The sequence below is a fragment of the Methylobacterium sp. E-066 genome, assembly GCF_022829635.1.
In the GTDB taxonomy this organism is placed as follows: Bacteria; Pseudomonadota; Alphaproteobacteria; order Rhizobiales; family Beijerinckiaceae; genus Methylobacterium.
The window spans coordinates 39,341-61,428 of the sequence record NZ_JAKSYO010000206.1; the positions used below are offsets into that span (position 1 = coordinate 39,341).

The 22,088-nt window shown below is 68.2% G+C and carries 21 protein-coding genes; 13 read left to right on the forward strand and 8 right to left on the reverse strand.

All coding sequences use genetic code 11. The annotated features are described in order from the left end of the window. Nucleotides 1-12: 12 nt before the first annotated feature. The 5 genes from urtE to MKL20_RS30395 form a co-directional block, all read right to left on the reverse strand. On the reverse strand, nucleotides 13-720 hold the full coding sequence (gene urtE, locus MKL20_RS30375; protein WP_244039816.1) for an urea ABC transporter ATP-binding subunit UrtE: 708 nt from the start codon (nucleotides 718-720) through the stop codon (nucleotides 13-15). Then, complete coding sequence (locus tag MKL20_RS30380) at nucleotides 717-1,427, reverse strand: ATP-binding cassette domain-containing protein (RefSeq protein ID WP_244039817.1); 711 nt, start codon at nucleotides 1,425-1,427, stop codon at nucleotides 717-719. The genes urtE and MKL20_RS30380 overlap by 4 nt, the downstream gene beginning before the upstream one ends. After that, on the reverse strand, nucleotides 1,424-2,524 hold the full coding sequence (gene urtC, locus MKL20_RS30385) for an urea ABC transporter permease subunit UrtC (RefSeq protein ID WP_244039818.1): 1,101 nt from the start codon (nucleotides 2,522-2,524) through the stop codon (nucleotides 1,424-1,426). The genes MKL20_RS30380 and urtC overlap by 4 nt, the downstream gene beginning before the upstream one ends. After that, nucleotides 2,521-4,086, reverse strand: a complete 1,566-nt coding sequence (gene urtB, locus MKL20_RS30390; RefSeq protein WP_244039819.1) for an urea ABC transporter permease subunit UrtB — start codon at nucleotides 4,084-4,086, stop codon at nucleotides 2,521-2,523. Before urtB ends, urtC begins: the two co-directional genes overlap by 4 nt. Before the next feature lie 88 nt (nucleotides 4,087-4,174). After that, nucleotides 4,175-5,401, reverse strand: a complete 1,227-nt coding sequence (locus tag MKL20_RS30395; protein ID WP_244039820.1) for a transporter substrate-binding protein — start codon at nucleotides 5,399-5,401, stop codon at nucleotides 4,175-4,177. Nucleotides 5,402-5,911: 510 nt separating this feature from the next. Between MKL20_RS30395 and MKL20_RS30400 the strand changes: the two genes are divergently transcribed. From MKL20_RS30400 to MKL20_RS30420, 5 genes are read left to right on the forward strand one after another with little or no spacing between them, the layout of a single operon-like run. Then, a complete protein-coding gene (locus MKL20_RS30400; RefSeq protein ID WP_147855586.1) occupies nucleotides 5,912-6,964 on the forward strand; it encodes an ABC transporter substrate-binding protein in 1,053 nt (350 codons plus the stop codon). Nucleotides 6,965-6,968: 4 nt separating this feature from the next. Further along, nucleotides 6,969-7,898 (forward strand): ABC transporter permease, encoded by a 930-nt coding sequence (locus tag MKL20_RS30405; RefSeq protein ID WP_147855587.1) that lies wholly within the window; start codon nucleotides 6,969-6,971, stop codon nucleotides 7,896-7,898. A 28-nt stretch (nucleotides 7,899-7,926) separates the two neighbouring features. Beyond that, nucleotides 7,927-8,724, forward strand: coding sequence for an ABC transporter ATP-binding protein (locus MKL20_RS30410; protein WP_147908353.1), 798 nt, complete (start codon nucleotides 7,927-7,929; stop codon nucleotides 8,722-8,724). 27 nt (nucleotides 8,725-8,751) lie between these two features. Continuing rightward, nucleotides 8,752-10,293: an amidohydrolase family protein gene (locus tag MKL20_RS30415; RefSeq protein WP_244039821.1), complete on the forward strand. Its 1,542-nt coding sequence runs from the start codon at nucleotides 8,752-8,754 to the stop codon at nucleotides 10,291-10,293. A 3-nt stretch (nucleotides 10,294-10,296) separates the two neighbouring features. Further along, the gene (locus MKL20_RS30420; protein ID WP_244039822.1) at nucleotides 10,297-11,061 is read left to right on the forward strand and encodes an aspartate/glutamate racemase family protein; all 765 of its coding nucleotides are present in this window, start codon (nucleotides 10,297-10,299) and stop codon (nucleotides 11,059-11,061) included. A gap of 10 nt (nucleotides 11,062-11,071) precedes the next feature. On the opposite strand, the gene MKL20_RS30425 is transcribed toward MKL20_RS30420, so the two are convergent. Next, nucleotides 11,072-11,806 (reverse strand): aspartate/glutamate racemase family protein, encoded by a 735-nt coding sequence (locus tag MKL20_RS30425; protein WP_244039823.1) that lies wholly within the window; start codon nucleotides 11,804-11,806, stop codon nucleotides 11,072-11,074. Here MKL20_RS30425 and MKL20_RS30430 point away from each other — a divergent pair. The 8 genes from MKL20_RS30430 to MKL20_RS30465 all read left to right on the forward strand — a co-directional run bounded on the left by MKL20_RS30430 (nucleotide 11,724) and on the right by MKL20_RS30465 (nucleotide 20,053). Next, on the forward strand, nucleotides 11,724-11,996 hold the full coding sequence (locus MKL20_RS30430) for a hypothetical protein (RefSeq protein WP_244039873.1): 273 nt from the start codon (nucleotides 11,724-11,726) through the stop codon (nucleotides 11,994-11,996). The two genes, MKL20_RS30425 and MKL20_RS30430, sit on opposite strands and share 83 nt — an antisense overlap. An 80-nt stretch (nucleotides 11,997-12,076) precedes the next feature. Continuing rightward, nucleotides 12,077-13,678 carry an ABC transporter substrate-binding protein gene (locus tag MKL20_RS30435; protein WP_244039824.1) on the forward strand — a complete coding sequence of 534 codons (1,602 nt, stop codon included), beginning with the start codon at nucleotides 12,077-12,079 and terminating at the stop codon, nucleotides 13,676-13,678. A 4-nt stretch (nucleotides 13,679-13,682) separates the two neighbouring features. Further along, complete coding sequence (locus MKL20_RS30440; protein ID WP_244039825.1) at nucleotides 13,683-14,654, forward strand: ABC transporter permease; 972 nt, start codon at nucleotides 13,683-13,685, stop codon at nucleotides 14,652-14,654. A gap of 2 nt (nucleotides 14,655-14,656) precedes the next feature. Further along, nucleotides 14,657-15,484, forward strand: a complete 828-nt coding sequence (locus tag MKL20_RS30445; protein WP_147854671.1) for an ABC transporter permease — start codon at nucleotides 14,657-14,659, stop codon at nucleotides 15,482-15,484. Further along, nucleotides 15,481-17,097, forward strand: a complete 1,617-nt coding sequence (locus MKL20_RS30450; RefSeq protein WP_244039826.1) for an ABC transporter ATP-binding protein — start codon at nucleotides 15,481-15,483, stop codon at nucleotides 17,095-17,097. The genes MKL20_RS30445 and MKL20_RS30450 overlap by 4 nt, the downstream gene beginning before the upstream one ends. Next, nucleotides 17,094-18,278, forward strand: coding sequence for an amidase (locus MKL20_RS30455; RefSeq protein ID WP_244039827.1), 1,185 nt, complete (start codon nucleotides 17,094-17,096; stop codon nucleotides 18,276-18,278). Before MKL20_RS30450 ends, MKL20_RS30455 begins: the two co-directional genes overlap by 4 nt. Beyond that, the gene (hpxZ, locus tag MKL20_RS30460; RefSeq protein WP_244039828.1) at nucleotides 18,279-18,677 is read left to right on the forward strand and encodes an oxalurate catabolism protein HpxZ; all 399 of its coding nucleotides are present in this window, start codon (nucleotides 18,279-18,281) and stop codon (nucleotides 18,675-18,677) included. A gap of 83 nt (nucleotides 18,678-18,760) precedes the next feature. Continuing rightward, a complete protein-coding gene (locus tag MKL20_RS30465; protein ID WP_244039829.1) occupies nucleotides 18,761-20,053 on the forward strand; it encodes a hydantoinase/carbamoylase family amidase in 1,293 nt (430 codons plus the stop codon). Between the two features lie 15 nt (nucleotides 20,054-20,068). Here MKL20_RS30465 and MKL20_RS30470 read toward each other — a convergent pair whose 3' ends face one another. Both MKL20_RS30470 and MKL20_RS30475 read right to left on the reverse strand, forming a co-directional pair. Then, complete coding sequence (locus MKL20_RS30470) at nucleotides 20,069-21,388, reverse strand: dihydroorotase (protein WP_244039830.1); 1,320 nt, start codon at nucleotides 21,386-21,388, stop codon at nucleotides 20,069-20,071. Further along, nucleotides 21,370-22,083: an aspartate/glutamate racemase family protein gene (locus tag MKL20_RS30475; RefSeq protein WP_244039831.1), complete on the reverse strand. Its 714-nt coding sequence runs from the start codon at nucleotides 22,081-22,083 to the stop codon at nucleotides 21,370-21,372. Before MKL20_RS30475 ends, MKL20_RS30470 begins: the two co-directional genes overlap by 19 nt. Nucleotides 22,084-22,088: the final 5 nt, after the last annotated feature.

Here is a 22,088-nt window from a genome sequence, read left to right on the forward strand (position 1 = left end):
CTGGGTTGTCCGTCAGATGGCGATGTGACGGGTAAGGATCTCGTGGTTCAGCGTGGCGGGGTCGCCGCGCACGACGACGCTACCCCGGGACAACACCACCACGGCGTCGCCGACCCGAAGGGCGAAATCGAGATACTGCTCCACGAGCAGCACGGTGATCCGCCCTCTGAGCCCGGCGATCACCGCCTCGATGGCGGCGACGATCGAGGGCTGGATGCCTTCCGTCGGCTCGTCGAGCAGCAAGGCGCGGGGCCGTGTGGCGAGCGCTCGGGCGATGGCGAGCTGCTGCTGCTGGCCACCCGAGAGGTTGCCCCCCGGACGGTGCCAGAGGTCGCGAAGCGCCGGGAACAGGGTGACCGCCTCGTCCACCGCGTCGGTCCGCCCGAGGCCGTGGGCCCGGGCCGCGACCCGCAGGTTCTCGGCGACGGTCAGGTCGGGGAAGATCTCGCGCCCCTGCGGCACGTAGGCGAGGCCTGTCCGGGCGCGCCGGTCCGAGGACAGGCGCGTCAGTTCGGTCCCGTCGAGGGCGATCCGGCCTTGGCTCGCCGGGATCAGGCCGGTGAGGCAGCGCAGAAGCGTGGTCTTGCCGGCGCCGTTGCGGCCGAGAACGGCAAGGCAGCGCCCCGGCTCGACCGCGAAGCCGACCCCGCGCAGCACCTGCGCGCTGCCGTAATGCTGATTGAGCCCCTCGACGGCGAGGCGTGCGGGTGCCTGCGTCATCGGCCGAGGAAGACCTCGATCACGCGGGCATCGCCGCGGGCACCCTGCATGCTGCCCTCGTAGAGCGTGCGGCCCTCGTGCAGCACCGTCACCCGGTCGGCGATGGCCTCGACGAAGGCCATGTCGTGCTCGATCACCAGGATCGCGCGGTCCGGCCGGCGCAGGTCCCGGATCAGCGCGGCGGTCTGGGCCGTCTCGGCGTCGGAGAGGCCGGCCACGGGCTCGTCGAGGAGGAGGAGCGCGGGCTCGGCGGCGAGCACCATGCCGATTTCCAACCACTGCTTCTCGCCATGCGCGAGGGCGCCGGCCTGCACGGCGGCCCGTGGGGCAAGGCTGATCTCGTCGAGAACGGCGGCCACGCGGGCGACGCGGGCGCGCGCCTTCAAGGCGGGTCCGCAGCCCATCTCGATGTTCTCGCGTACGGTGAGTGCCGGGAAGACACTGGGCTTCTGGAACTTCCGCCGCACGCCGGCCCGGGCGATCTCGGCCTCCGAGCACTTCGTGAGGTCGATAGAATCGCCCAGCATCACCCGGCCGGAAACCGGTTTGGTGATCCCGGAAATCACATCGAGCAACGTGGTTTTGCCAGCGCCGTTCGGGCCGATCACAGCCCGCACCTCGCCCTGATCGACCGCGAGCGAGACGGCGTCGAGCGCTGTGAAGCGGCCGAAGGCGACGGTCAAGGCGTCGACCACGAGTGCGCTCATCGCCCCCTCCGCAACCAAATCGGGCGCGGGCGCAGGGCCGCCAGGTCGAGGAGGCCGTTCGGCAGGACCAACACCACGAGGAGCACCAGCCCGGACAGGATGAAGGGCCACGCTTCCGGCATCGCTGCGCTGAGCCAGAACTTGAGGCCGTTGACGAGAACGGCGCCGATCACCGCCCCGCCGAGCCGCCCCAGCCCGCCAACCGCCACCCAGACGGCGATCTCGATGGAAAGGTCGGGGGCCAGAACGCGCGGGTTGATGATGCCGACCTGCGGCACGTACAGGATGCCCGCGAGCGCGGCGATCATGGCTGAGAGGCACCAGATCCCGAGCTTCAGCCGCGTGGTGCTGTAACCGAGGGTGCGCAGGCGGATCTCGTCGTCTCGGCAGGCGAGCATTCGCCGCCCGACGGCGCCGCCGACGAGAAGCCGCGTTCCGGCGAGCACCGCCGCCAGCGTCAGGAGGGCGGCGACGGCCAGCCCGGTGCCCACGCGCGGCGAGCCCATCGGCCAGCCGAACAGCAGCGGGAACCCGGTCATGCCGTTGTTGCCGCCGAGCCCGGTATCGTTGCGGTACATCAACAGCATCGCGACGTAGACGAGAGCTTGGCTGATGATCGAGAAGTAGACGCCGTTGACCCGCGAGCGGAACGAGGCAAGCCCGAATACGAAGGCGACGAGGCCGGCGAGCGCAAGGGCGAGGACGAACGCGTAGGCGGCGAGGTCGAGGCCCGCCCAATAGGTCGGCAGGGTCTTCCAGCCCATGAACTGCACGAAGTCCGGCAGGACGCCGGTCACGGATGCGCCGTGGGCCAGCAGGTGCATGGCGCAGACGTAGCCGCCGATGGCGAAGAACAACCCATGCCCAAGGCTCAGGATGCCGAGATAGCCCCAGACCAGGTCGAGGGACACGGCGAGGATCGCGAAGGCGGCGAGTTGGCCCAGAGCGTTGACGAGATACGGGGTGGGGGGCGCTGCGAGGAGCGCTGCGGCGGCCACGAGGCAGAGGACCACAAGCCCGGCAACCAGGGGATCGCGTACGGCGCGCGGCGCCGGTCCGGCGGGGCGCGCCCGGATGGTCTGCATCGCGCCGCTCATCGCCGCCGCCGGACGGCGAACAGGCCCTTGGGCCGTCGCTGCAGGAACAGGATGATGCCGACGAGCACGATCACCTTGGCGGCGACCGCACCGGAAATCGGTTCGATCAGCACGTTGGCGCCGCCGACCGCGACTGCCGCCACGAGGGTCCCGATGAGGCTTCCGACGCCGCCCAGCACCACGACCATGAAGCTGTCGACGATGAAGCCCGAACCCATACCGGGATTGACGCTGTAGATCGGGCAGAGTGCCACTCCGGCGAGCCCAGCCAGGCCCGAGCCGAGGCCGAAGGCAAGGCGGTCGATCCGGCGGGTCGGCAGGCCGAGGCAGGCGGCCATGTCGCGGTTCTGTGTCACGGCGCGGATGTCGAGCCCGAGCGGCGTGCGGCGCAGGATCAGCAGCGTCAGAAAGAGGGTGGCCACCGCAAAGCCGATCGCGAAGAGCCGGTTCCAGGTCATGACGAAGTCAGCGTAGACCGGCACGCCACCGCTGACGTAGGCGGGCATCGAAAACTGAAGGTTCTGCGTGCCGACGGTGACGCGCACGAGGTTGACCAGAAACAGGCTCACCGCCCAGGTTGCGAGCAAGCTCATCAGCGGTCGCCGGTAGAGGTGGCGTAGGACCAGCGCCTCGACGCCGATGCCCACCAGGGCGACCGCCAGGAAAGCCACCGGGACTGCCGCCACGAGGTAGAGGTCAAGCAGTCCCGGGACAAACCGGCGGAAGGCCTCCTGAACGCCATAAGTGGTGTAGGCACCGAGCATGATGAACTCGCCCTGGGCGAGATTGATCACGCCCATGAGCCCGAAGATGATGGCGAGCCCGGCCGCCGCCATGAACAGGATGCTTGCGAAGCTCAGCCCGTTATAGACGATTGCGAGACCATCGCCGATCGCGACCGCGCGCCGGACCTGGGCCAGACCCGCATCGAGGGCGACCCGGAAGGCCGGGTCGGCACGGTAGGCAGGGTCGCTCTTCAAAGCGTCAAGCCGCGCCGCGGCAGCCCCGGACGGGCTCGCGGCCACGGCGGCGATCGCCGCCCGGCGCCGGACCGGATCGGGCGAGGACAGGGCGGCCGCCTCGGCGAGGCTGGCGATCGTACCCTTCAGCGCAGCATCACTCTCCGCATCCCGTGCCCGGTCGAGCACCGCTGCCGGAACGATGGTGATGCGCCGTTCCAGGACGGCAAGACCGGCGGCGCGAGCGGCGGGAGTCCCCTCCGTGAGCAGGGCCACGACGCCGCGCGCCGTCTCGACGGCGGCACGCTGGCGTAGGCCGAGGACCGGCGCGCGCGCCTCCGCAGCCGGCCGGCGCGCGTCGGTTACGGCGTCCTGGCCCTCCGGCGCGTTCTGGCCCGCGAGCAGCAAGGCACCGTCCGGCAAGCAGGCGAGGCGACGCTCGACGAGGGCGCCGAGGAGCCGCCCGGCGTAGGCGAGGTCGTCGGCCGGCAGATCGCCGCCGGCGCGGACGAGGCCCTCTGCCGCCCCAACCTGTGCCGCGCCATCCCCGCACAAGGCACCGGCAAGTATCGCCCGGTCGAGCGGCGCTGCAAAGGCCGGCATTGCCGGGAGCTCCAGACACAAGAGCGGCAGGTACCAGAGCGCCAGGTACCAGGGCGCCAGGCCTGCCTGGCGAGGACGCCCCCTCGGATCAGCCATAGGGGCTGAACGGGACCGGCTTCGGCGCGTCGGCAGATTGCCAGAGTACGTCGAAGCCGCGCTTCTCGTTGACCGAGCCGATGAAGACGCCGCGGGAGACGTAGTTGTTCTCGCCCGTCATGGTCAGCGTGTAGCCCGACGGGTCGTCGAAGCTGAGGTTCGCGAAGGCTTGGCGCACCTCCGGTACTGCGAAGGAGCCCGCCTTGGCGGCGGCGAGCGCCCAGAGATGGACGCTGTCGTAGGCCGAGACCATCGGATCGATGACTGTGTCGGCGCTGAACGGGACGTTCTTGGCCTTCACGTAGGCGGCCCAGTCGCCAAGGAATTTCTTGTTCCGTTCGCCCTTGGCGGCCTGGAGATAGGCCCAGCAGTTCAGGTGGCCGACGAGCTTGGCGGTATCGAGCCCTTCGAGATCGGCCTCCACCATGTCGAGGCCGAGGATCGGCACGTCGGTGGCGGTGACGCCCTGGTTGGCGAATTCACGCAGGAAATCGGGGATCGAGGATCCGACGACGGTAAGCACCACAATCGCTTGGCCGCCGGGCTGGCTGGCGAAGCTGCGCACCTGGTTCACGAGCGTCTGGAAATTCGAGAAGCCGAATGGCACGTACTCCTCGCGCCACGCGGTCTCCGGGATGCCCTTGCTCTTCCAGTACCCCTTCAATTGCTTGTTGATCGTGCGCGGCCAGACGTAGTCCGAACCGATCATGAAGAAGCGCTTTGCGCCGACTCCTTCGGGGCCCATCAGGTAATCGACCGCCGGCAGCACGGAACTCGCGGGCGGCGAGTTCATGTAGACGACATTCTTTGAGTTCTCGTCGCCCTCGAAGTGGAGCGGGTAGAACAGCAGCCCGTCGTTCTGCTCGACGACCGGCAGCACCGACTTGCGGGACACGGAGGTCCAGCAGCCGAACAGGGCCGCGACCTTCTCCTGCTGAAGCATTTGCCGGCCGACCTGGGCGTAGAGCGGCCAGTCCGAGGCGGGATCGGAAGTCAGGACCTCGATCTGGCGGCCGTTGACGCCGCCGCGTCCGTTGATCTCGTCGGCGGCCATGCGAACGACGTGGTTCAGCCGGCCCTCGAGATTGGCCATCGTGCCGGAGGACGAGAACAGGCACCCGAGCTTGACCGGATCGGCTGCGAGGGATGGGCGGATGAGGGCTGGTGCCGCGAGCAGCGCCGCTGCGCCGACGAAGCTGCGCCGCGTGAGATGCGTCATCGATCCCGAAGCTCCCGTGGATTGGCCATCCGATTGTCGGCCGCCGTCCGGTCGACGGGAAGGGGAAAGAGGCCGCAGTCCGGCGAGGACTTTGCGCATATTAGCGGCACCTGCGCGCGTGGATGGCGGTATTCATCGGAGAACGTCAAAATTATCGTATTGAATACGGGCTTCTCCGCCGCCTGAACCGGGACGCGACGTCTTCAACATCACGACGGCGGGCGCATCCCGCCCCATCGCCGACGCGCAGGGATGTCTGGGCCTGCCGAAACGCGTCTCATCGGACGTATTCGGTCGCGAATGGCACGCTCCTTGTAAGGATCTCTCCAGCGCAGCGTCGCGTAGAGCGGCGACTACGGGTTGGCGTGCCGTCGATACTGAGAGCTGCCGGGTGACCGGATCTCCTCGACCGCTCTGCCCCCGTCACGACCTCGACATCGTCGCGCGTCCGGCCGGGAGCCGGCGCACCGCCTGAAAGACCCCGACATCCGCCTCCTGAGGAGAGCCGATATGTGCGACCGTCACGGCGATTATCGCGTTCCTGATTTCTCGCAGTTCAAACCCAACCGCAGACGCTTCCTCGGCGGAACCGCCGCGGCGCTCACGCTCGCCGTCGGGCCCGGCACGATCGGCCAGGCGATGGCGGCCAACGGCATCCGAGCGACGCACGGGACCGGGTTCTGCAACCTGAACTTCTTCCTGGCCGAGGCGATGCAGCTCGCCAAAGATGACGGGCTGACTATCGACTTCGTCAACACGCCGACCTTCTCCGATCAGGTCACCTTCCTCGGCATGGGTCAGGTCGATGCCGGCGTGATGCCCTATACGAGCTTCATGGCGCTCTACGACGCCGGCGCTCCAGTCAAGATCGTGGCCGGCGGCGGCATCGAGGGTTGCGTGCTCGTGGCCCAGCCCGGCCTCGACAGCCCGGAAAAGCTCAAGGGCAAGACGCTCGGCACCTTCCAGCTCGATACGCTGGAGGTGCTGCCCTACGACTGGCTGAAGAAGAACGGCGTCGCCTTCAAGGACATCACGGTCCGCTACATGGGCTCGACCCCGGAGGCCGTGGAGGCGTTCCGCGCCGGCGCCCTCGATATCATCTCGACGATCGAGCCCTACGGCACCGCGCTCCTCACCGACGTGAAGGGTGCCGTCAAACTCTCCGACGGCACCGACATCTATGGCAAGGGCTACACCGACTGCGTGCTCGCGGTGCGCAACGACCTGATCGACAAGAACCCAGCGGCGGTCAAAGCCCTGATCAAAGGCATGATGAAGGCCCAGGCCGTGGCGGAGGGCGACCCCCAGACCGCCCTGAACAAGCTCGTCGGCTCCTACTACAAGACCTCAATGAGCAACGCCCAGCTCGCCATGGGCCGGCAGCCCTCGGTGGTGGACGCCCGCAACCAGACGCAGTTCATCCTCGACCGGACCGATTCCGTCGCCGAGATGGGCTACATCAAGAAGAAGCCCGGCCGCGACGCGATCGACTGGACCCTGCTGGAACAGGTCATCGCCGAAAACCCGGAGCTCTACGGCAAGCTCAAGCTGAAGTCGGCCTGAGCGGATGGCCATCGATCTCGCCCGCGCCGCCGCCGTCCCGCACGGCCAGCCGCGTCTCCCGTTCGCACAGCGCCTGGCGCTGCCCGACGGGTTCGTCCCACTGCTGCAACGGATCGGCTGGATGCTGGTCTCGGTCGGATGCTTCGCCGGCCTCTGGGAGCTGCTCTGGGCGTTCGGCATCGCCGATGCCAAGCTGCTGCCGCCACCCCACGTCTTCCTCGGCAACCTCGTCGAGCAGGCGCGGTTCTTCAATACCGCGCAGCGCTGGCAGATCGGCACCGGCATGAACGCCGGCCCGAGCCCCGCCATGGCGGTGTTGATCACCGTGCTCGCCTCCACCGGGCGGGTGTTGGCAGGGTTGTTCCTGGCCGCGACCCTGTCGATCCTGGTCGGCGTGGCGATCCGCTACGTCGTGCTGTTCGAGCGGTTGACCCTGCCGACCATCACGCTCCTGGCCCCGGTCTCGCCGATCGCGTGGCTGCCGGTGGCGATCTTCATGTTCGGGATCGGCAACGCGCCGGCGATCTTCATGGTGTTCATCGCCCTGTTCTTCACGATGGTCCTCTCGACCATCCATCAGATCGACGGGGTCAACCGGAACTACATCAACGTCGCCCGGACGATGGGTGCATCGAAGCGCCAGATCTACGCGCGGGTGATCGTGCCGGCGATCCTGCCGGGGCTGCTCGCGGTGCTGCGCCTCAACCTGTTCGGGGCCTGGATGGTGGTGCTCGTCGCCGAGGCGACCGGCGTCGGCTACGGTCTCGGGCAGGTGATCATGCTGGCGCGCAACACCTTCAACCCGTCGCTGGTCTTCTTCACCATTACGCTGATCGGCTTCCTCGGCTTCGCCTTCGACCTGATGTTCCGGCTGGTTCAGCGGCGGATGCTCTATTGGCTGCCACGCGACGCGGGGTCTTCCCTTGGGCTCTGACCGTCTCTCCGTTGCCGATCGCCCGGCCGTGTCCGGCGAGAGCGACGCCGTGTCCTGCCGCGGCGTTTCCAAGGTCTGGGCCGCCGGCACCGCCCGCGCCCACGAGGCCCTGCGCGACATTGATCTCGACGTGCAGCCCGGCGAGTTCGTGGTGTTCCTCGGCCCGTCCGGATGCGGGAAGAGCACGCTGCTCTACCTGATCGCCGGGCTCGAGGCCGCCACGGGGGGGCGGATCCAGTCCTTCGGCGAGCCGGTGGCTGGACCATCCCCCGAACGCAGCCTGATCTTCCAGGAGACCTCGCTCTTCCCTTGGCTCAGCGTCTGGCAGAACGTCAGCTTTGGCCTGTCGCTGAAGGGCGTGCCGGAATTGGAGCGCCGGAGCATCGCGCGGGCCGCACTCCAGCGGGTCGGCCTCGCCGAGGCGTTCGACAAGCGGCCCGACGAGTTGTCGGGCGGCATGCGTCAGCGCGTAGCGGTCGCCCGGGCGCTCGCCATGCGCCCGAAAGTCCTGCTGATGGACGAGCCCTTCGCGGCGCTCGACGTGCAGACCCGCCAGAAGATGCAGGACTTCCTGCTCGATGTCTGGCGCGACAGCGGCGCCTCGGTGCTGTTCGTGACCCACCACATCGACGAGGCGGTGGCGCTCGCCGATCGCGTGGTGGTGTTCACCGCTCGCCCGGGGCGGATCAAGACGATCGTGGTCAACACCCTGCCGCGCCCCCGCGACCCGTTCTCGCCCGACGCCGAAGCGATGCGGCGGCATCTCACCGAACTCCTGCGCGATGAGGTCGACAGGGCCTTCGCCGAGCAGGAAGCCCTCGCCTGACCAATTCCGACCATAACGGACCGAAGCATGGCCACATCGTTGATTCGCAGCCGGCAGATGATCACCCGCACCCTCGACCGTGAGCGCTGGGAGGAGGTCGCCGACGGAGCTGTGCTCCAGAAGGACGGGGTAATCGAGGCGGTCGGCACCTACGCGGAGTTGCATGCGCGCTATCCCGACGCGCCCGTGATCGGCTCCGGCCGCGAGATCCTGCTGCCGGGCTTTGTCAACGGGCATCATCACGTCGGCCTGACGCCGGTCCAGCTCGGCTCCCCCGACATGCCGCTGGAGCTGTGGTTCGTCACCCGCATGGTGGCGCGCAACCTGAACCTCTACCTCGACACCCTGTACTCGGCCTTCGAGATGGTCGGCTCCGGGATCACCACGGTCCAGCACATCCACGGCTGGATGCCTGGAAGCTTGGAAGAGGTCGAAGCGCGCTCGAACGAGGTGCTGCGCGCCTATCGCGACATCGGCATGCGGGTCTCGTACTGCTTCGCAGTGCGCGACCAGAACCGACTCGTCTACCAGGCGGACATGGATTTCGTGGCGAGCCTGCCGACGTCGCTTCAGGACCCGATGAAGCGCTGGTTCGAACGCTTTCAGATGTCGCTGGAGGACAACTTCGCGCTGTTCCGTAGCTTGCATTCAGGCCAAGCCGGAGCTGCCCGGGCCAAGATCCAGCTTGCTCCGGCCAACCTTCACTGGTGCTCCGACGCGGCGCTCGAGGGCCTGTCCGGCCTCTCCGAATCCTACAATGTGCCGATGCACATGCATCTGGTCGAGACCGCCTACCAGAAGGCCTACGCAGAAAAGCGCAGCGGCGGGACGGCGGTGGAACATCTTGACCGGTTCGGCCTGCTCGGGCCGCGCATGACGCTCGGCCATGGCGTCTGGCTGAACGAGGCCGACATCGACCGCGTGGCCGCGACCGGAACCTGCATCTGCCACAACTGCTCCTCAAACTTCCGACTGCGTTCGGGCGTGGCGGCGCTCAACCGCTTCGAGGCGAAGGGCATCAACACCGCGATTGGCCTCGACGAAGCAGGCATCAACGACGATCGCGACATGCTCCAGGAGATGCGGCTCGTGCTGCGCGCCCACCGGGTGCCCGGCATGGACGAGGCCGACGTGCCGGGCATGGCCCAGGTGCTGCGCATGGCGACTGTCGGGGGCGCCCGCACCACCGGATTCGGCGACGGCCTCGGCACGATCGAGGTCGGCAAAGCCGCCGACCTCGTGCTGCTGGACTGGGACCAGATCGCATATCCCTACCTCGACGCCGAGACGCCGCTGCTCGACGCGGTGATCCAGCGCGCCAAGACCGGCGGCGTCACGACGGTGCTGTGCGACGGCGAGGTGCTCTACGCTGATGGCCGTTTCACCCGGGTCGACCGCGACGCCGCCCTGAAGGCCCTGCACGACGACTTGGCACGCGCGCTGTCAGACGATGAGGTCGAGCGTCGTCAGCTCTCAAAGGCCCTCCTTCCCCATGCCCGGCGCTTTTACGCAGACTATATCGACCCCGGTCGGCACGAGCCGTTCTACCGCCCGAGTTCGCGCGTCTGAGGCGTGCGAATCCTCCTCGTCAACCCGAACACCTCGGCGGCCATGACGGCCCGGATGGAGGCTGCCGCCGTCAGCGCGTTGGCCCCGGACGTGCGGCTCACTGCGCTGACGGCGGCGCACGGCCTCCCCTACATCGCGAGCCGAGCGGAGGCGCAGCTCGCCGGCGCAGCGGTGCTGGAGACTCTGGCCGAACATCAATCCGGCTTCGACGCCGCCGTGATCGCGGCTTTTGGCGATCCCGGCCTGATCGCAGCACGCGAGCTGTTCGACCTGCCCGTCGTTGGGATGGCCGAGGCGGCGATGCTCACCGCCTGCATGCTCGGCCAGCGCTTCGGTGTCGTGACGTTCTCGGGCACCCTGCTGCCCTGGTACGAGGATGCGGTGCTGCTGGCCGGACTCTCTGCCCGATGCGCCTGCGTCCGGTCTGTTGCGGCCGGCTTCCGGTCGGTCACGGAGGTGCAGCACGAGCTTGAGGCCGAGATCATCGCCCTCGCGAACCGCGTTGTGACCGAGGATGGTGTCGACGCGGTGATCCTGGCCGGAGCGCCGCTGACCGGCCTGGCCGTTCGGATTGCCGAGGCGGTCCCGGTGCCGCTGATCGATCCGCTCTCTGCCGCGCTCGGGCAGGCGCAGGTCATGGTCCGGCTCGGCGTGAAGCCCCCGCGAGCGGGCCGCTTCGCGCGTCCGCCGGCCAAGCCGGCCGCAGGCTTCGCGCCGTCCCTGCGGCGGTGGATCGAGCGCCGCAACGCCGATGATGGCGCCTGCTGAGGCAGGTCGCTCAGGCGGTCGCGAACACGTCGCCCCATCCAATGAGTGCCTCGGTGCCTGCGCCGGCAAGGTCTATCGCCTTCCACAGGCTGACCGCGACCGAATCGTAGACCGGGATGCCGAGTTCGGCCTCCAGGGTGGCGGCGATCGCTCCGCCCGCGAGGTTGGTGCAGACGATGGCCGCGGCCTGCGCGCCCTCGGCCGCGACGGCGCGCACCATCCCGGCGATCTCGCTTGTGCCGGCCAAAGCGAATTCGAAGTTCTCTGACAGACCGAGATGCCGCTCTGCCGAGCAGTCGAACCCGTCGGAGCGCCAATTCGCCTGGATCCGCGCCTGGACGTCCCCAGTATAGGGGGTCACCAGCCCAATGCGTTCGATGCCGCGTCGCCGAAACATGTCGCGGAAAGCAAGCGCGGAGGTCGAGGCCGGCACGCCAGTTCGCTCGGTCACTGCCGCTGCGAGCGCCACGTCATTGTCGAAGCCAAGCCAGGCACCCGCAGTCCCGTTCCAAAGGATCGAGGCGACCCGCGCATCGGCGAGCAGGTCGGCGGCCGCGAGCATCGGTTCCTGCGCGAATTGGCCCAGTGCGAGGGCTGACAGGCCGATCTGGGTCACGCGCACGCGCGAGAAGTGGGCCGTGACCCCGTCCTGCCCGGCCAGCATGCGCGCCGTCATCGGTTCGAGCACGCTGTTCGACGAAGGGGTGAGCATCCCCAGCCTGATCGTCCGTCCGGATTCGCGCATCGTGACCAAGGGCTCCAAGCACGAGCCAGGGACGGCTCGGCCGCAGCTCATGGCAAGGTTCGTTCCGACGCGAACCTCCGGCATCCGGCATCCGGCCGCCGAGATCAAGATTTCCTCTCAGTTTGCTTTTATGCCGTATTCGAGGCTCGGCACAGATCACCCCCGATCAATCGACATGATACCGGGGTGAATCTACCAATCGGGTGGCACGACCGTTGCTGAGTCCCCCTACAGCTTCAGGGGTCCTTCGGCTTGTCTCGCACACCTCACGTGACTGATCTCTCTCGCCGCACCGTTCTGGCGCTCCCGCTCGGCCTCGCCGCGGCCTCGAACGGCGCAAGCGCCGCCGAACCGCGGCGGGGCGGCACGATGGTGATGATCGTGCATCCAGAGCCTTCGACCTTAGCGCATTACGCCGTATCGGCCGGCAATATCCCGCCGATCGCCACGCAGGTCTATGAAGGGCTGTGCACCTACGACTGGGATTTGAACCCACGGCCCAACCTGGCCAAGTCGTGGGATGTTGCAGCGGACGGAAAGACCATCACATTCACGCTCCAGGAGGGCGTGACTTTCCACAACGGCAAACCGTTCACCAGCGCGGACGTGCAATACTCCTTCATGGAGATCTTGAAGAAGTATAATCCGATCGCCCCAGTAATGCTCGCCGAACTGGTAGCAGTCGACACGCCCGATCCGATGACCGCGGTGCTGCGGCTCGCCAACCCGGCTCCGTACATCATGAAAGCGCTCTCGGGGCGCGACCTGCCGATCTTGTGCCGATCGGTGTTCGAGGGAACTGATGTCCTCCAGAACCCGACCGCCAACAAGCCGATCGGAACCGGCCCGTTCAAGTTCGTGAGCTGGGAGCGTGGTCAGTCCGTGCGGCTCGACCGCAACGAGAATTACTGGAAGCCGGGGCTGCCGTACCTCAACCGTATCGTCGCCCGCTTCATCCCGGATGCCGCAACGCGTTCGGCCGCCATGGAGGCCGGGGAAGCCCATTTCGCCGGCTACAGCGCGGTGAACTATGCCGATCTCGCGCGGATGAAGACCAATCCAGTCCTCGACCTGACCACCAAGGGCTACGAGATGACGCCGGCTCAGAGCGTCCTGGAGCTGAACGGCCGCCATCCGCAGCTTCAGAAGAAGGCGGTGCGCCAAGCCATTGCCTACGCGATCGACCGCAACGTCATCCTCAGGGACGTGATGTTCGGTTACGGCCTGCCCGCCTCGGGTCCACTCAGCCGCAAATTCAAGACGGCCGGCCTCTACACCGACGACGTGCGCCAGTATGACGTGCCGGATCGGCTGGAGATCGCCAACCGGCTGCTCGATGAGGCCGGCGCACCCCGCGGCGCGGGCGGGATGCGCTTCGCCCTCCATCTGGAGGTGAACTCGTTCGGCGAACAGTGGCTGCGGCAGGCCGAATACTTGAAGCAGGCCCTCGCCGCGGTGGGCATCGACGTGACTCTGCGCTCAGAAGACACCGCCACCTGGCTGCGGCGCGTCTACACGAACTATGATTACGACATCAACGAGCCGTTCCTGAGCCAGGGCGTCGATCCGGTCTACGGGTTGAACAAGCAGTTCCTGACCTCGCAGATCCGAAAAGGTGTCACCTTCGTCAACAACACGTTCTATTCGAACCCGGAAGTCGACCGCATGCTCGGCGAGGGCGCGCGCGAGCTGGATCCGGACAAGCGCGGGGCGATCTATAAGAAGGTCCAGCAGATCCTGGCCGAAGACAGCCCGATGATCTGGCTGATCGACGTGCAATACGTGAGCGTCTTCAACCGGCGCCTCAAGGATCACACCACCGGACCGCTGGGCACACAACAGGCGTTCGAGCGAGCCTGGATGGACAAGTAATCCGGTGCGGCTCGCGCGCTTTCTCGGTCATCGGCTTTTGCTGGCGATCCCGGTGGTCCTGGGCATCGTCGTGCTGAATTTTTTCTTGATCCACCTGGCGCCTGGCGACGCCGCGTCGGTTCTTGCTGGCGAAAGCGGCGCGGCCAGTCCGGAATACATGGAGCAGCTGCGCCGCAAGTTCGGCCTCGACCAACCGATGGCGACGCAATTCGGCGTCTACCTGCTCAACATGCTCCACCTCGATCTCGGCTACTCGTTCCGCAACGACAGCCCCGTGGCGAGCCTGATCCTCGACCGATTGTGGCCGACGAGCCTGCTGATGCTGACCGCCTTCGGGACCGCCCTGGTGATCGGTACGCTCCTCGGCCTCGTGGCGGCCACCGGGCGCAACTCGTGGCGCGACGCGGTGATCTCGCTTGTGAGCCTGGTGGCCTATGCCACGCCGGGGTTCTGGCTCGGGCTGATGATGATCGTGATCTTCGCGATCCGGCTCGGCTGGCTTCCCACCAGTGGCTTCGACACGGTGGGGGCCGACAACGAGGGCTGGGACGAGGTCTGGGACGTCGGGCGTCACTTGGTCATGCCGGCCGTCGCCCTCTCGCTCTTCTACCTCGCGGTCTACGCCCGGGTGATGCGCGCTTCCGTGCTGGAACAGGTCGGCATGGACTACGTCACCACGGCCCGGGCCAAGGGCCAGACCGAGGCCCGGGTGATGACCGGCCACGTCCTGCGCAACGCCCTACTGCCGGTGGTCACCATGGCGGGGGTACAGGCCGGCAACCTGATCGGCGGCTCGATCGTGGTCGAGACGGTGTTCGGCTGGCCGGGGGTCGGCACCCTGGCCTTCAACGCGCTCCAGTCGCGCGACCTCAACCTCCTGCTCGGGATCTTCTTCGTCTCGGCCTGCCTCGTCGTCGTGATCAACCTCGCCGTGGACCTCGTCTACGTTTGCCTCGATCCTCGGATGGAGCTGTAGCGATGCGGGCCGCTCTGGCGCGTTTCGCGCGCAACCGTCTGGCGCTCCTCGGTGCAGCCGTATTGCTCGGGCTGCTCGCCCTGGTGGTGCTGACGCCCCTGCTGTTTCCCGGCGACCCGTTCCGCCTGGTCGGGCCCGCGCTCCAGCCGCCGGGCGGCCGCTTCCTGCTTGGCACCGACACGCTCGGGCGGGATGTGGCCGCGGAGATCGCCTACGGCGCGCGCACCTCGCTGATGATCGGGCTCGGCGCGACGCTTGCCGCGATCCTGTTCGGAACCCTCGTCGGAGGGTTGGCCGGCTATTACCGGGGTGGCGTCGAGATCGCGCTGATGCGGCTCACGGAGTTCTTCCAGACGATCCCGGCCTTCGTGCTGGCAATCCTCATCGTGGCGATCCTGTCGCCATCGCTCACCAGCGAGATCGTGGCCATCGCGGCGGTGTCCTGGCCGGGGATCGCCCGTCTGGTGCGGGGTGAGTTCGTGGCGCTCGGCGGGCGCGAATTCGTGCTCGCCTGCGACGGCCTCGGGGCAGGCGACGCCCGCATCATCTTCCGCCACATGCTGCCGAACTGCACCTCGGCGATCATCGCCGTGGGATCGCTGCTCATCGGGACGGCGATCCTGATCGAGGCGGGCCTCGCGTTCCTCGGGCTCGGCGACCCGAACGTGATGAGCTGGGGCCTGATCATCAGTGCGGGACGCGCGGTCCTTCGCTCGGCGTGGTGGATCTGCACCTTCCCGGGCATCGCGATCCTGCTCACCGTCCTCGGCATCAATCTCGTTGGCGATGGCTTGAACGAGGCACTGAACCCGAGGCTCCGCGAGCGATGAGCGACTCCGTCCTCGACATCGAGAAGCTGACGATCGCGTTGCCCCCGGGTGCGGACCGGCCGAACGCGGTCACCGACGTGGACCTCGTGCTGCGGCCGGGCGCCGTCACCTGCCTCATCGGCGAGAGCGGATCGGGCAAGTCGCTGGTGGCGCGGGCGATCCTCGGATTGCTGCCCGGGCCGCACGTGCGCGTCTCCGGCGGGCGTATCGACTTCGAGGGCGAGGACCTCGCGACGATCACGCCGAAGCGGATGCGCCGCATCCGGGGGGCGCGCATCGCGATGATCTTCCAGGAGCCGATGACGGCTCTCAACCCGCTTCACACGATCGGGCGCCAGCTTGACGAGGTCCTGCGAATCCATACGGCGCTCGGCCGCGCCGACCGGAGGGCTCGGGTCGTCGCGCTTCTCGACAGCGTCCACCTGCCTGAGCCCGCTCGGCTCCTGCGCTCCTATCCCCACCAGCTCTCCGGCGGCCAGCGCCAGCGCACGATGATCGCCATGGCGCTGGCGCTGAACCCACGGCTTCTCATCGCCGACGAGCCGACCACCGCGCTGGACGTGACCACCCAGGCGCAGATCCTTCACCTGATCCGGGAATTGCAGCGCGAGCACGGGACCAGCGTCCTGTTCATCACACACGATTTCGGGGTGGTCGCCGACATCGCCGACACGGTCGCGGTGCTTCAGAAGGGCACTCTGGTTGAGCAGGGCCCCGCGGCTTCGGTTCTTGGCGCCCCGAAGCATCCCTATACGCGCGCCTTGATCGCGGCGGTGCCCAGGCTGGCGCCGCCGCCGCAACGACCGCCCAGTACGGCCCCTCGGGTGGTCGAAGCCCGGGCGGTCGAGAAAACCTACGGTGCGCGCGGCCTGTTCGGCGGGCGCATCACCCGCGCGCTCGACGGCGTCGATCTGGAGCTGCGGCGGGGGGAGACCCTGGGGCTCGTCGGCGAGAGCGGCTCGGGCAAGAGCACCCTGGCGCGGGCGATCACCCGGCTGATGCCAGTCGATAGCGGCGAGATCCTTCTCTCCGGGCACAGCGTCGCCGCGCTGAGCCGCCGCCAGATGCGTCCGCACCGCAAGCGGGTGCAGATGGTGTTCCAGGACCCCTACGGATCCCTCGACCCGCGCCAGCGCGTCGTCGACATCGTGGCCGAAGGCCCGATCATACACGGCACCATGCCGGAGGTCGCCAAGGCCCAAGCCCGCGAGATGCTGGCGCTCGTCGGCCTCGACCCCGCGGCGGCGCAGCGCTTCCCACACGAATTCAGCGGCGGCCAGCGCCAGCGGATCGGCATCGCCCGAGCTCTGGCCATGCAGCCCGAGGTGCTGGTGGCCGACGAGCCGGTCTCAGCCCTGGACGTCTCCGTGCAGGCCCAGGTTCTGGCGCTGCTCGCCGACATCAAGGCGCGATTGCACCTCAGCATGGTGTTCGTGACCCACGATCTGCGCGTCGCCCTGCAGGTCTGCGACCGGATCGCCGTGATGCGCGCCGGCCAGGTGGTCGAGGTCGCGCCGACATCCGAGATCTTCTTCGCGCCGAAGCACCCCTACACCCGGGCGCTGTTCGCGGCCGTGCCCGGCGCCCAATGGCAGGAACCGATCTCCGCATGATGCAAGAGCAGCCCATCGTATCCACCGATCCATTCGTGCCGGGTCCGCGCACCCGCGTCGCCGGTTCCGCGACGGGGCCGCTCGCCGGGCTCGGTTTCGCCGTCAAGGACCTGATCGACGTCGCCGGGATCCCCACCGGTGGCGGCAACCCGGATTGGCCGCGCATCGACCCGACTCCGGCGCGACACGCCTGGGTGGTGCAGACGCTTCTCGACGCGGGTGCCTCGGTGGTGGGCAAGACCATCACCGACGAGGTCTCGCTGGGGATCCTCGGCGAGAATGCCCATGACGGCACCCCGCTGAATCCAGCCGCGCCGGACCGGGTGCCCGGGGGTTCATCCAGCGGCTCGGCATCAGCTGTCGCCTCGGGAGCCTGCGATTTCGCGCTGGGCACTGACAGCGGCGGCTCCGTGCGTGTGCCGGCGAGCTTCTGCGGTCTCTACGGGATCCGCCCGACCCACGGGCGCATCGATTTCTCCGGGATCTGCGTCCAGGCGCCGAGCGCCGACACCTGCGGCTGGTTCGCCCGCGATGCGGCCACCTTTGCCCGGGTCGGGGAGGTCCTGTTCGGCGCGTCGATGCCGGATCGGCTACCCGATACGCTGCTGGTGGCCGCGGACGCGCTCGGCTTCGCCGACGAGGCCGTGCAGCAAGCGCTTATGCCGCTCATCGATCGTCTAGCCGCGCTGATCGGCAACCGGCGTGACGTGACGATGGCGCCGCAGGGCCTGTCGGTGTGGCAGCGGGCCCAGCGCGTCCTGCAGAGCAGCGAAGCGTGGCAGACCTTCGAGCCCTGGCTCGACACCTGCAATCCGCGCCTCGCCTTCTCGGTCGCCCGAGCGCTCGTCCAGGGCTCGATGATGACAGAGGGCGAACGCAACGCCGCGATCCTGATGCGCATTGAGGCACGAGCCCGCCTCGCGCGGCTTCTGCCCCCCGGGACCATCCTGTGCCTTCCGACCACGCCGTTCCCGGCTCCCCTGCGCGGGCTGCCGCTCAGCACGCTCAACCCGCTGCGTGAGCGCATAGGCTGCTTGACGAGCCACGGAGGCCTCACCGGCGTCCCGCAGGTGAGTATCCCGGGCGGGCGGGTCGATGGCGCTCCGGTGGGCCTGTCTCTCATCGGCACGCGTGGATCCGACCTCGACCTGATCCGCACCGTTCTCGACTTGGAGGCCTGAATGGACACAACCCTGAACCGCCCCGAGGTCGTGGCTGAAGTCACCGCCCTGTTCGAACGCTACGAGCAGGCGCTGATCGACAAGGATGTCGGAGTGTTGGACGCAACATTCTGGGACAGCCCTCACACGATCCGTTACGCCGTGGGTGAGAATGGCTACGGCTTTGCGGCGATTCATGCCGCGCGCATCGCGGCCGATCCACCGCCTGGAGGCACGAAGGAAGCACGCATCCGGTTGGAGATCCTGACCGTCGGCTCGGACGTGGCCACCGTGAATCTTGAGTTCAAGCCGCGCGGCAAGACCGGTATCGGGCGCCAGAGCCAGACATGGATGCGCCTCCCCGATCTTGGTTGGAAGGTGATCTCTGCACACGTATCGATCATGGCCGCGCAGGCCTGATGACCCGACCACTGGGTCATGATGGCGAGCCCAACGAGACCGCGTGAAGGCCAGGGGCCATTGCGCGGTCAGGGAGAAACCCATTGGAACACGCAACCGTCACCGCCATTAGGGAGGCGGTCAGCGCACAGCGAGGCCGGATCGAGCACCTGCTGGCACAACTCGCCCGGTGCGGCCACGACGATCCCGGGTTTACCCGGCCTTCCTACAGCCCGGAGGAAACAGAAGCCCACGCGCGCGCGACGCACTGTGCGGCCGAGCTGGGTCTCCGGGTCCGGCGGGACGCGGCCGCCAACACCTACATGACGCTGCCCGGCCGGGATCGGACCCGGCCGCCGATTTTGATCGGCTCCCATCTCGACACCGTGTCGCACGGTGGCAACTTCGACGGCGCCGCCGGGGTCGTCGCCGGGCTCGCAGCTGTCGCGGCGATCCAAAGCCTTGGACTGATCCCGGAGCGCGATATCACCGTCATGGCGGTGCGTGCCGAGGAGAGCGTCTGGTTCCAGGTGTCCTATCTCGGAAGCCGAGCGGCGCTCGGCACCCTGCCGGAGGGTGCGCTCGCCATGCCCCGGGCCGATACGGGGCGCGACCTCGCCGATCACATCGCGGCCTCCGGCGGCGATCCCGAGGCTTTACGCGGCGATGCGCCGCCACTCGAACCGTCCGCGATCCACGCCTTCCTTGAGGTGCATATCGAGCAGGCGCCGAGCCTCGTCGAGGCCGGAATTCCGGTCGGTCTCTGCACCGGGATCCCGGGCAACTTCCGTTATCCGGATGCTCGAATCCTCGGCCGCTACGACCATGTCGGCACGCCCCGCCGGTTCCGGCGCGATGCGGCCATGGCGGGCGCGGAGATCGCCCTGGCGCTCGACCAGATCTGGCAGGCCAACGAGGAGGCCGGCCGCCCGATGGCCGTCACGTTCGGCCGGTTCTACACCGACAGTGCAGCCCACGGGCTGACTACAGTCCCGGGCGAGTTCCGGTTCAGCCTGGACGTGCGTGCCTACGCGGCAAACATGCTGGCGGAGATCGAGACGCAGTTCCTGAGGCACGTCGCCACAATCGTGGCACGCCGCAACGTCGAGATCGTGCTCGGCCCGCGCGCCGAGGTGGCGGTCGGAGACGTCTCGCCACGGATCCGCAGCGATCTGGAGGCTGCGGCCACAGCCCTCGGCATCGCCACCATGCCCCTTGGCAGCCCGGCCTCGCACGATGCCGCGGCCTTCGCCAAAGCCGGTGTTCCAATGGCGATGCTGTTCGTGCGCAACGCTAATGGCAGCCATAACCCCGATGAGGCCATGGAGATCGACGACCTCATGGACGCCGTCGCGATCCTCACCGCCTGGCTGGTGGCCGAAACCGGATGCGCTTGATCCGGGCGCCTCGGCTCAGCCGGAGAAGCGCGCCAGGCGCCCGACCGGATCGCCCAAGACCTCGTCATCGCGCATGACGGATCTGCCCCGGACAACGGTGGCGACCGGCCATCCGGTCACGGGTAGTCCCGCAAACGGAGTCCAACCGCAGGGCGACGCGATCCAAGAGTCCTCGATTGTGCGACGCGCCTTCAGATCCACCAGGGTAAAATCCGCGTCGTATCCGACTGAGATTCTCCCCTTGCCGAGCAGGCCGTAGACACGAGCCGGACCGGCCGCCATCAGGTCCACGAGGCGCGCCAGCGACAGGCGCCCGGCTGCGACATGATCGAGCATGACCGGAACCAGGGTCTGAACCCCCGTGAGGCCGGCCGGACAATCGGGCCAGGGCTGCTCCTTGGCTGCCCGGGCATGAGGCGCGTGGTCGCTGCCGATCGTATCGACAGTCCCGTTGCGCACGGCGGCCCAGGCGGCTGCTCGATGCCGCTCGCCGCGGATCGGTGGGTTCATCACCCCAAGCCCGCCGAGCGTATCGTAGCAGTCGGGCGCCACCTGGGTCAGGTGGTTGACCAGAACCTCGACGGTCGCGACGTCGCGGAAATCGCGCAGGTATTCGAGTTCCTCGGCGGTCGAGACGTGGAGGATGTGCGTCGCCCGGCCGGTCCTGCGGGCCAGGGCCATCAGGCGCCGGGTCCCCAGGAAGGCGCATTCCTCGTCGCGCCATTCCATGTGGGTCCGGTACGGCTGCCCCCGGGCGAATAACGGCTTGCGCGCCTGCAACCGGAACTCGTCCTCGCTGTGGAAGGCCATGCGCCGGTGGCCGGCTCGCATGGCCCGCTCGAGATGGGCGTCGTCCTCAATCATCAGCGCCGCCGTGGAGCTGCCCGCAAACACTTTCACGGCGCAGACCCCTGGCTCGCGTTCCAGCGCCGCCAACCTGTCGATGTTGGTCTTGGCGCCCGCCACGTACAGGCCGATATCGCACCAGCTACGACCCGCCACGTAGCCGCGCTTCCACGTCAAGCGCTCGGTATCGGCGATGGGCGGAACCGTGTTGGGCATGTCGAACAGGGTGGCGATCCCGCCGAGGATCGCGGCCCGCGTGCCGGTCTCGATCGTTTCCACGGCTGGGTCGCCGGGATCACGCAGGTGGACGTGGCTGTCGATCAGGCCGGGCAGGACGTGCAGGCCTACCGAGTCGATCACCGTATCCGCGGTCGCGCCGATCGGCGCACCGAGATCCGCGATCCGCCCGGCGCGGACGCCGAGATCGATCCCCTCGGTCCCCCAGGGCGTGACGCAGGTGCCGCCGCGGATCAGGAGGTCGTAGTGCATCGCCGGGTCCTTCCTAAAGAGGCGGTCTCGAGCAGAACGGCCCCGAGGGCTGCCGCCACCGCCTGCTGACAGGGCTCGACGACCGCGCACCCGACCGCGTCCTCGATCGCTCTCCGGTGCGGCGCCATTCCGGCGCAGCCGAGGACGATCACGTCGGCGCCGTCGCGCGCGATCAGCATGCGGGCCGCCGCGATCAGGCGGTCGCGGATCGCCTCGCCGGCCGTCTCGTCCGCCCGCGCCTCCACCGGCCGACTGCCGGCATAGCGTTCGCCGAGGCCCATCTGGCGGACCATCCGGCGCTGGCGCCGCACGCTGCCCTCCGATAGGGCGACGATGCCGAAGCGCTCGCCGAGGGTGAGCGACCGGAGGATGCCCCATTCGGCGATGCCCATCACGGGCCGGCCCCTGGCGACCTCGCGGGCCGTGTGCAGGCCCGGGTCGCTGAAGCAGGCGATCACGAAGGCGTCCGCCCCGTCCGCCGCGATGCGCCGGGCGAGCGGCATCACGACGGAATCGGCGTCCTGCTGGGACGCGATGCTCGCCGGCCCATCGGGCAGGTCCGTCACCGCGATGGCGGGGCCGCCGGCCAAGCGCAGCGGGTCGAGCGCCGCGTCGATGGCGGCGGTCACGGCCTGGGACGAGTTCGGGTTGATGACCAGGATCCGTGCGGGCTCGGTGGTATCGCGCTGGTGCATGCTGC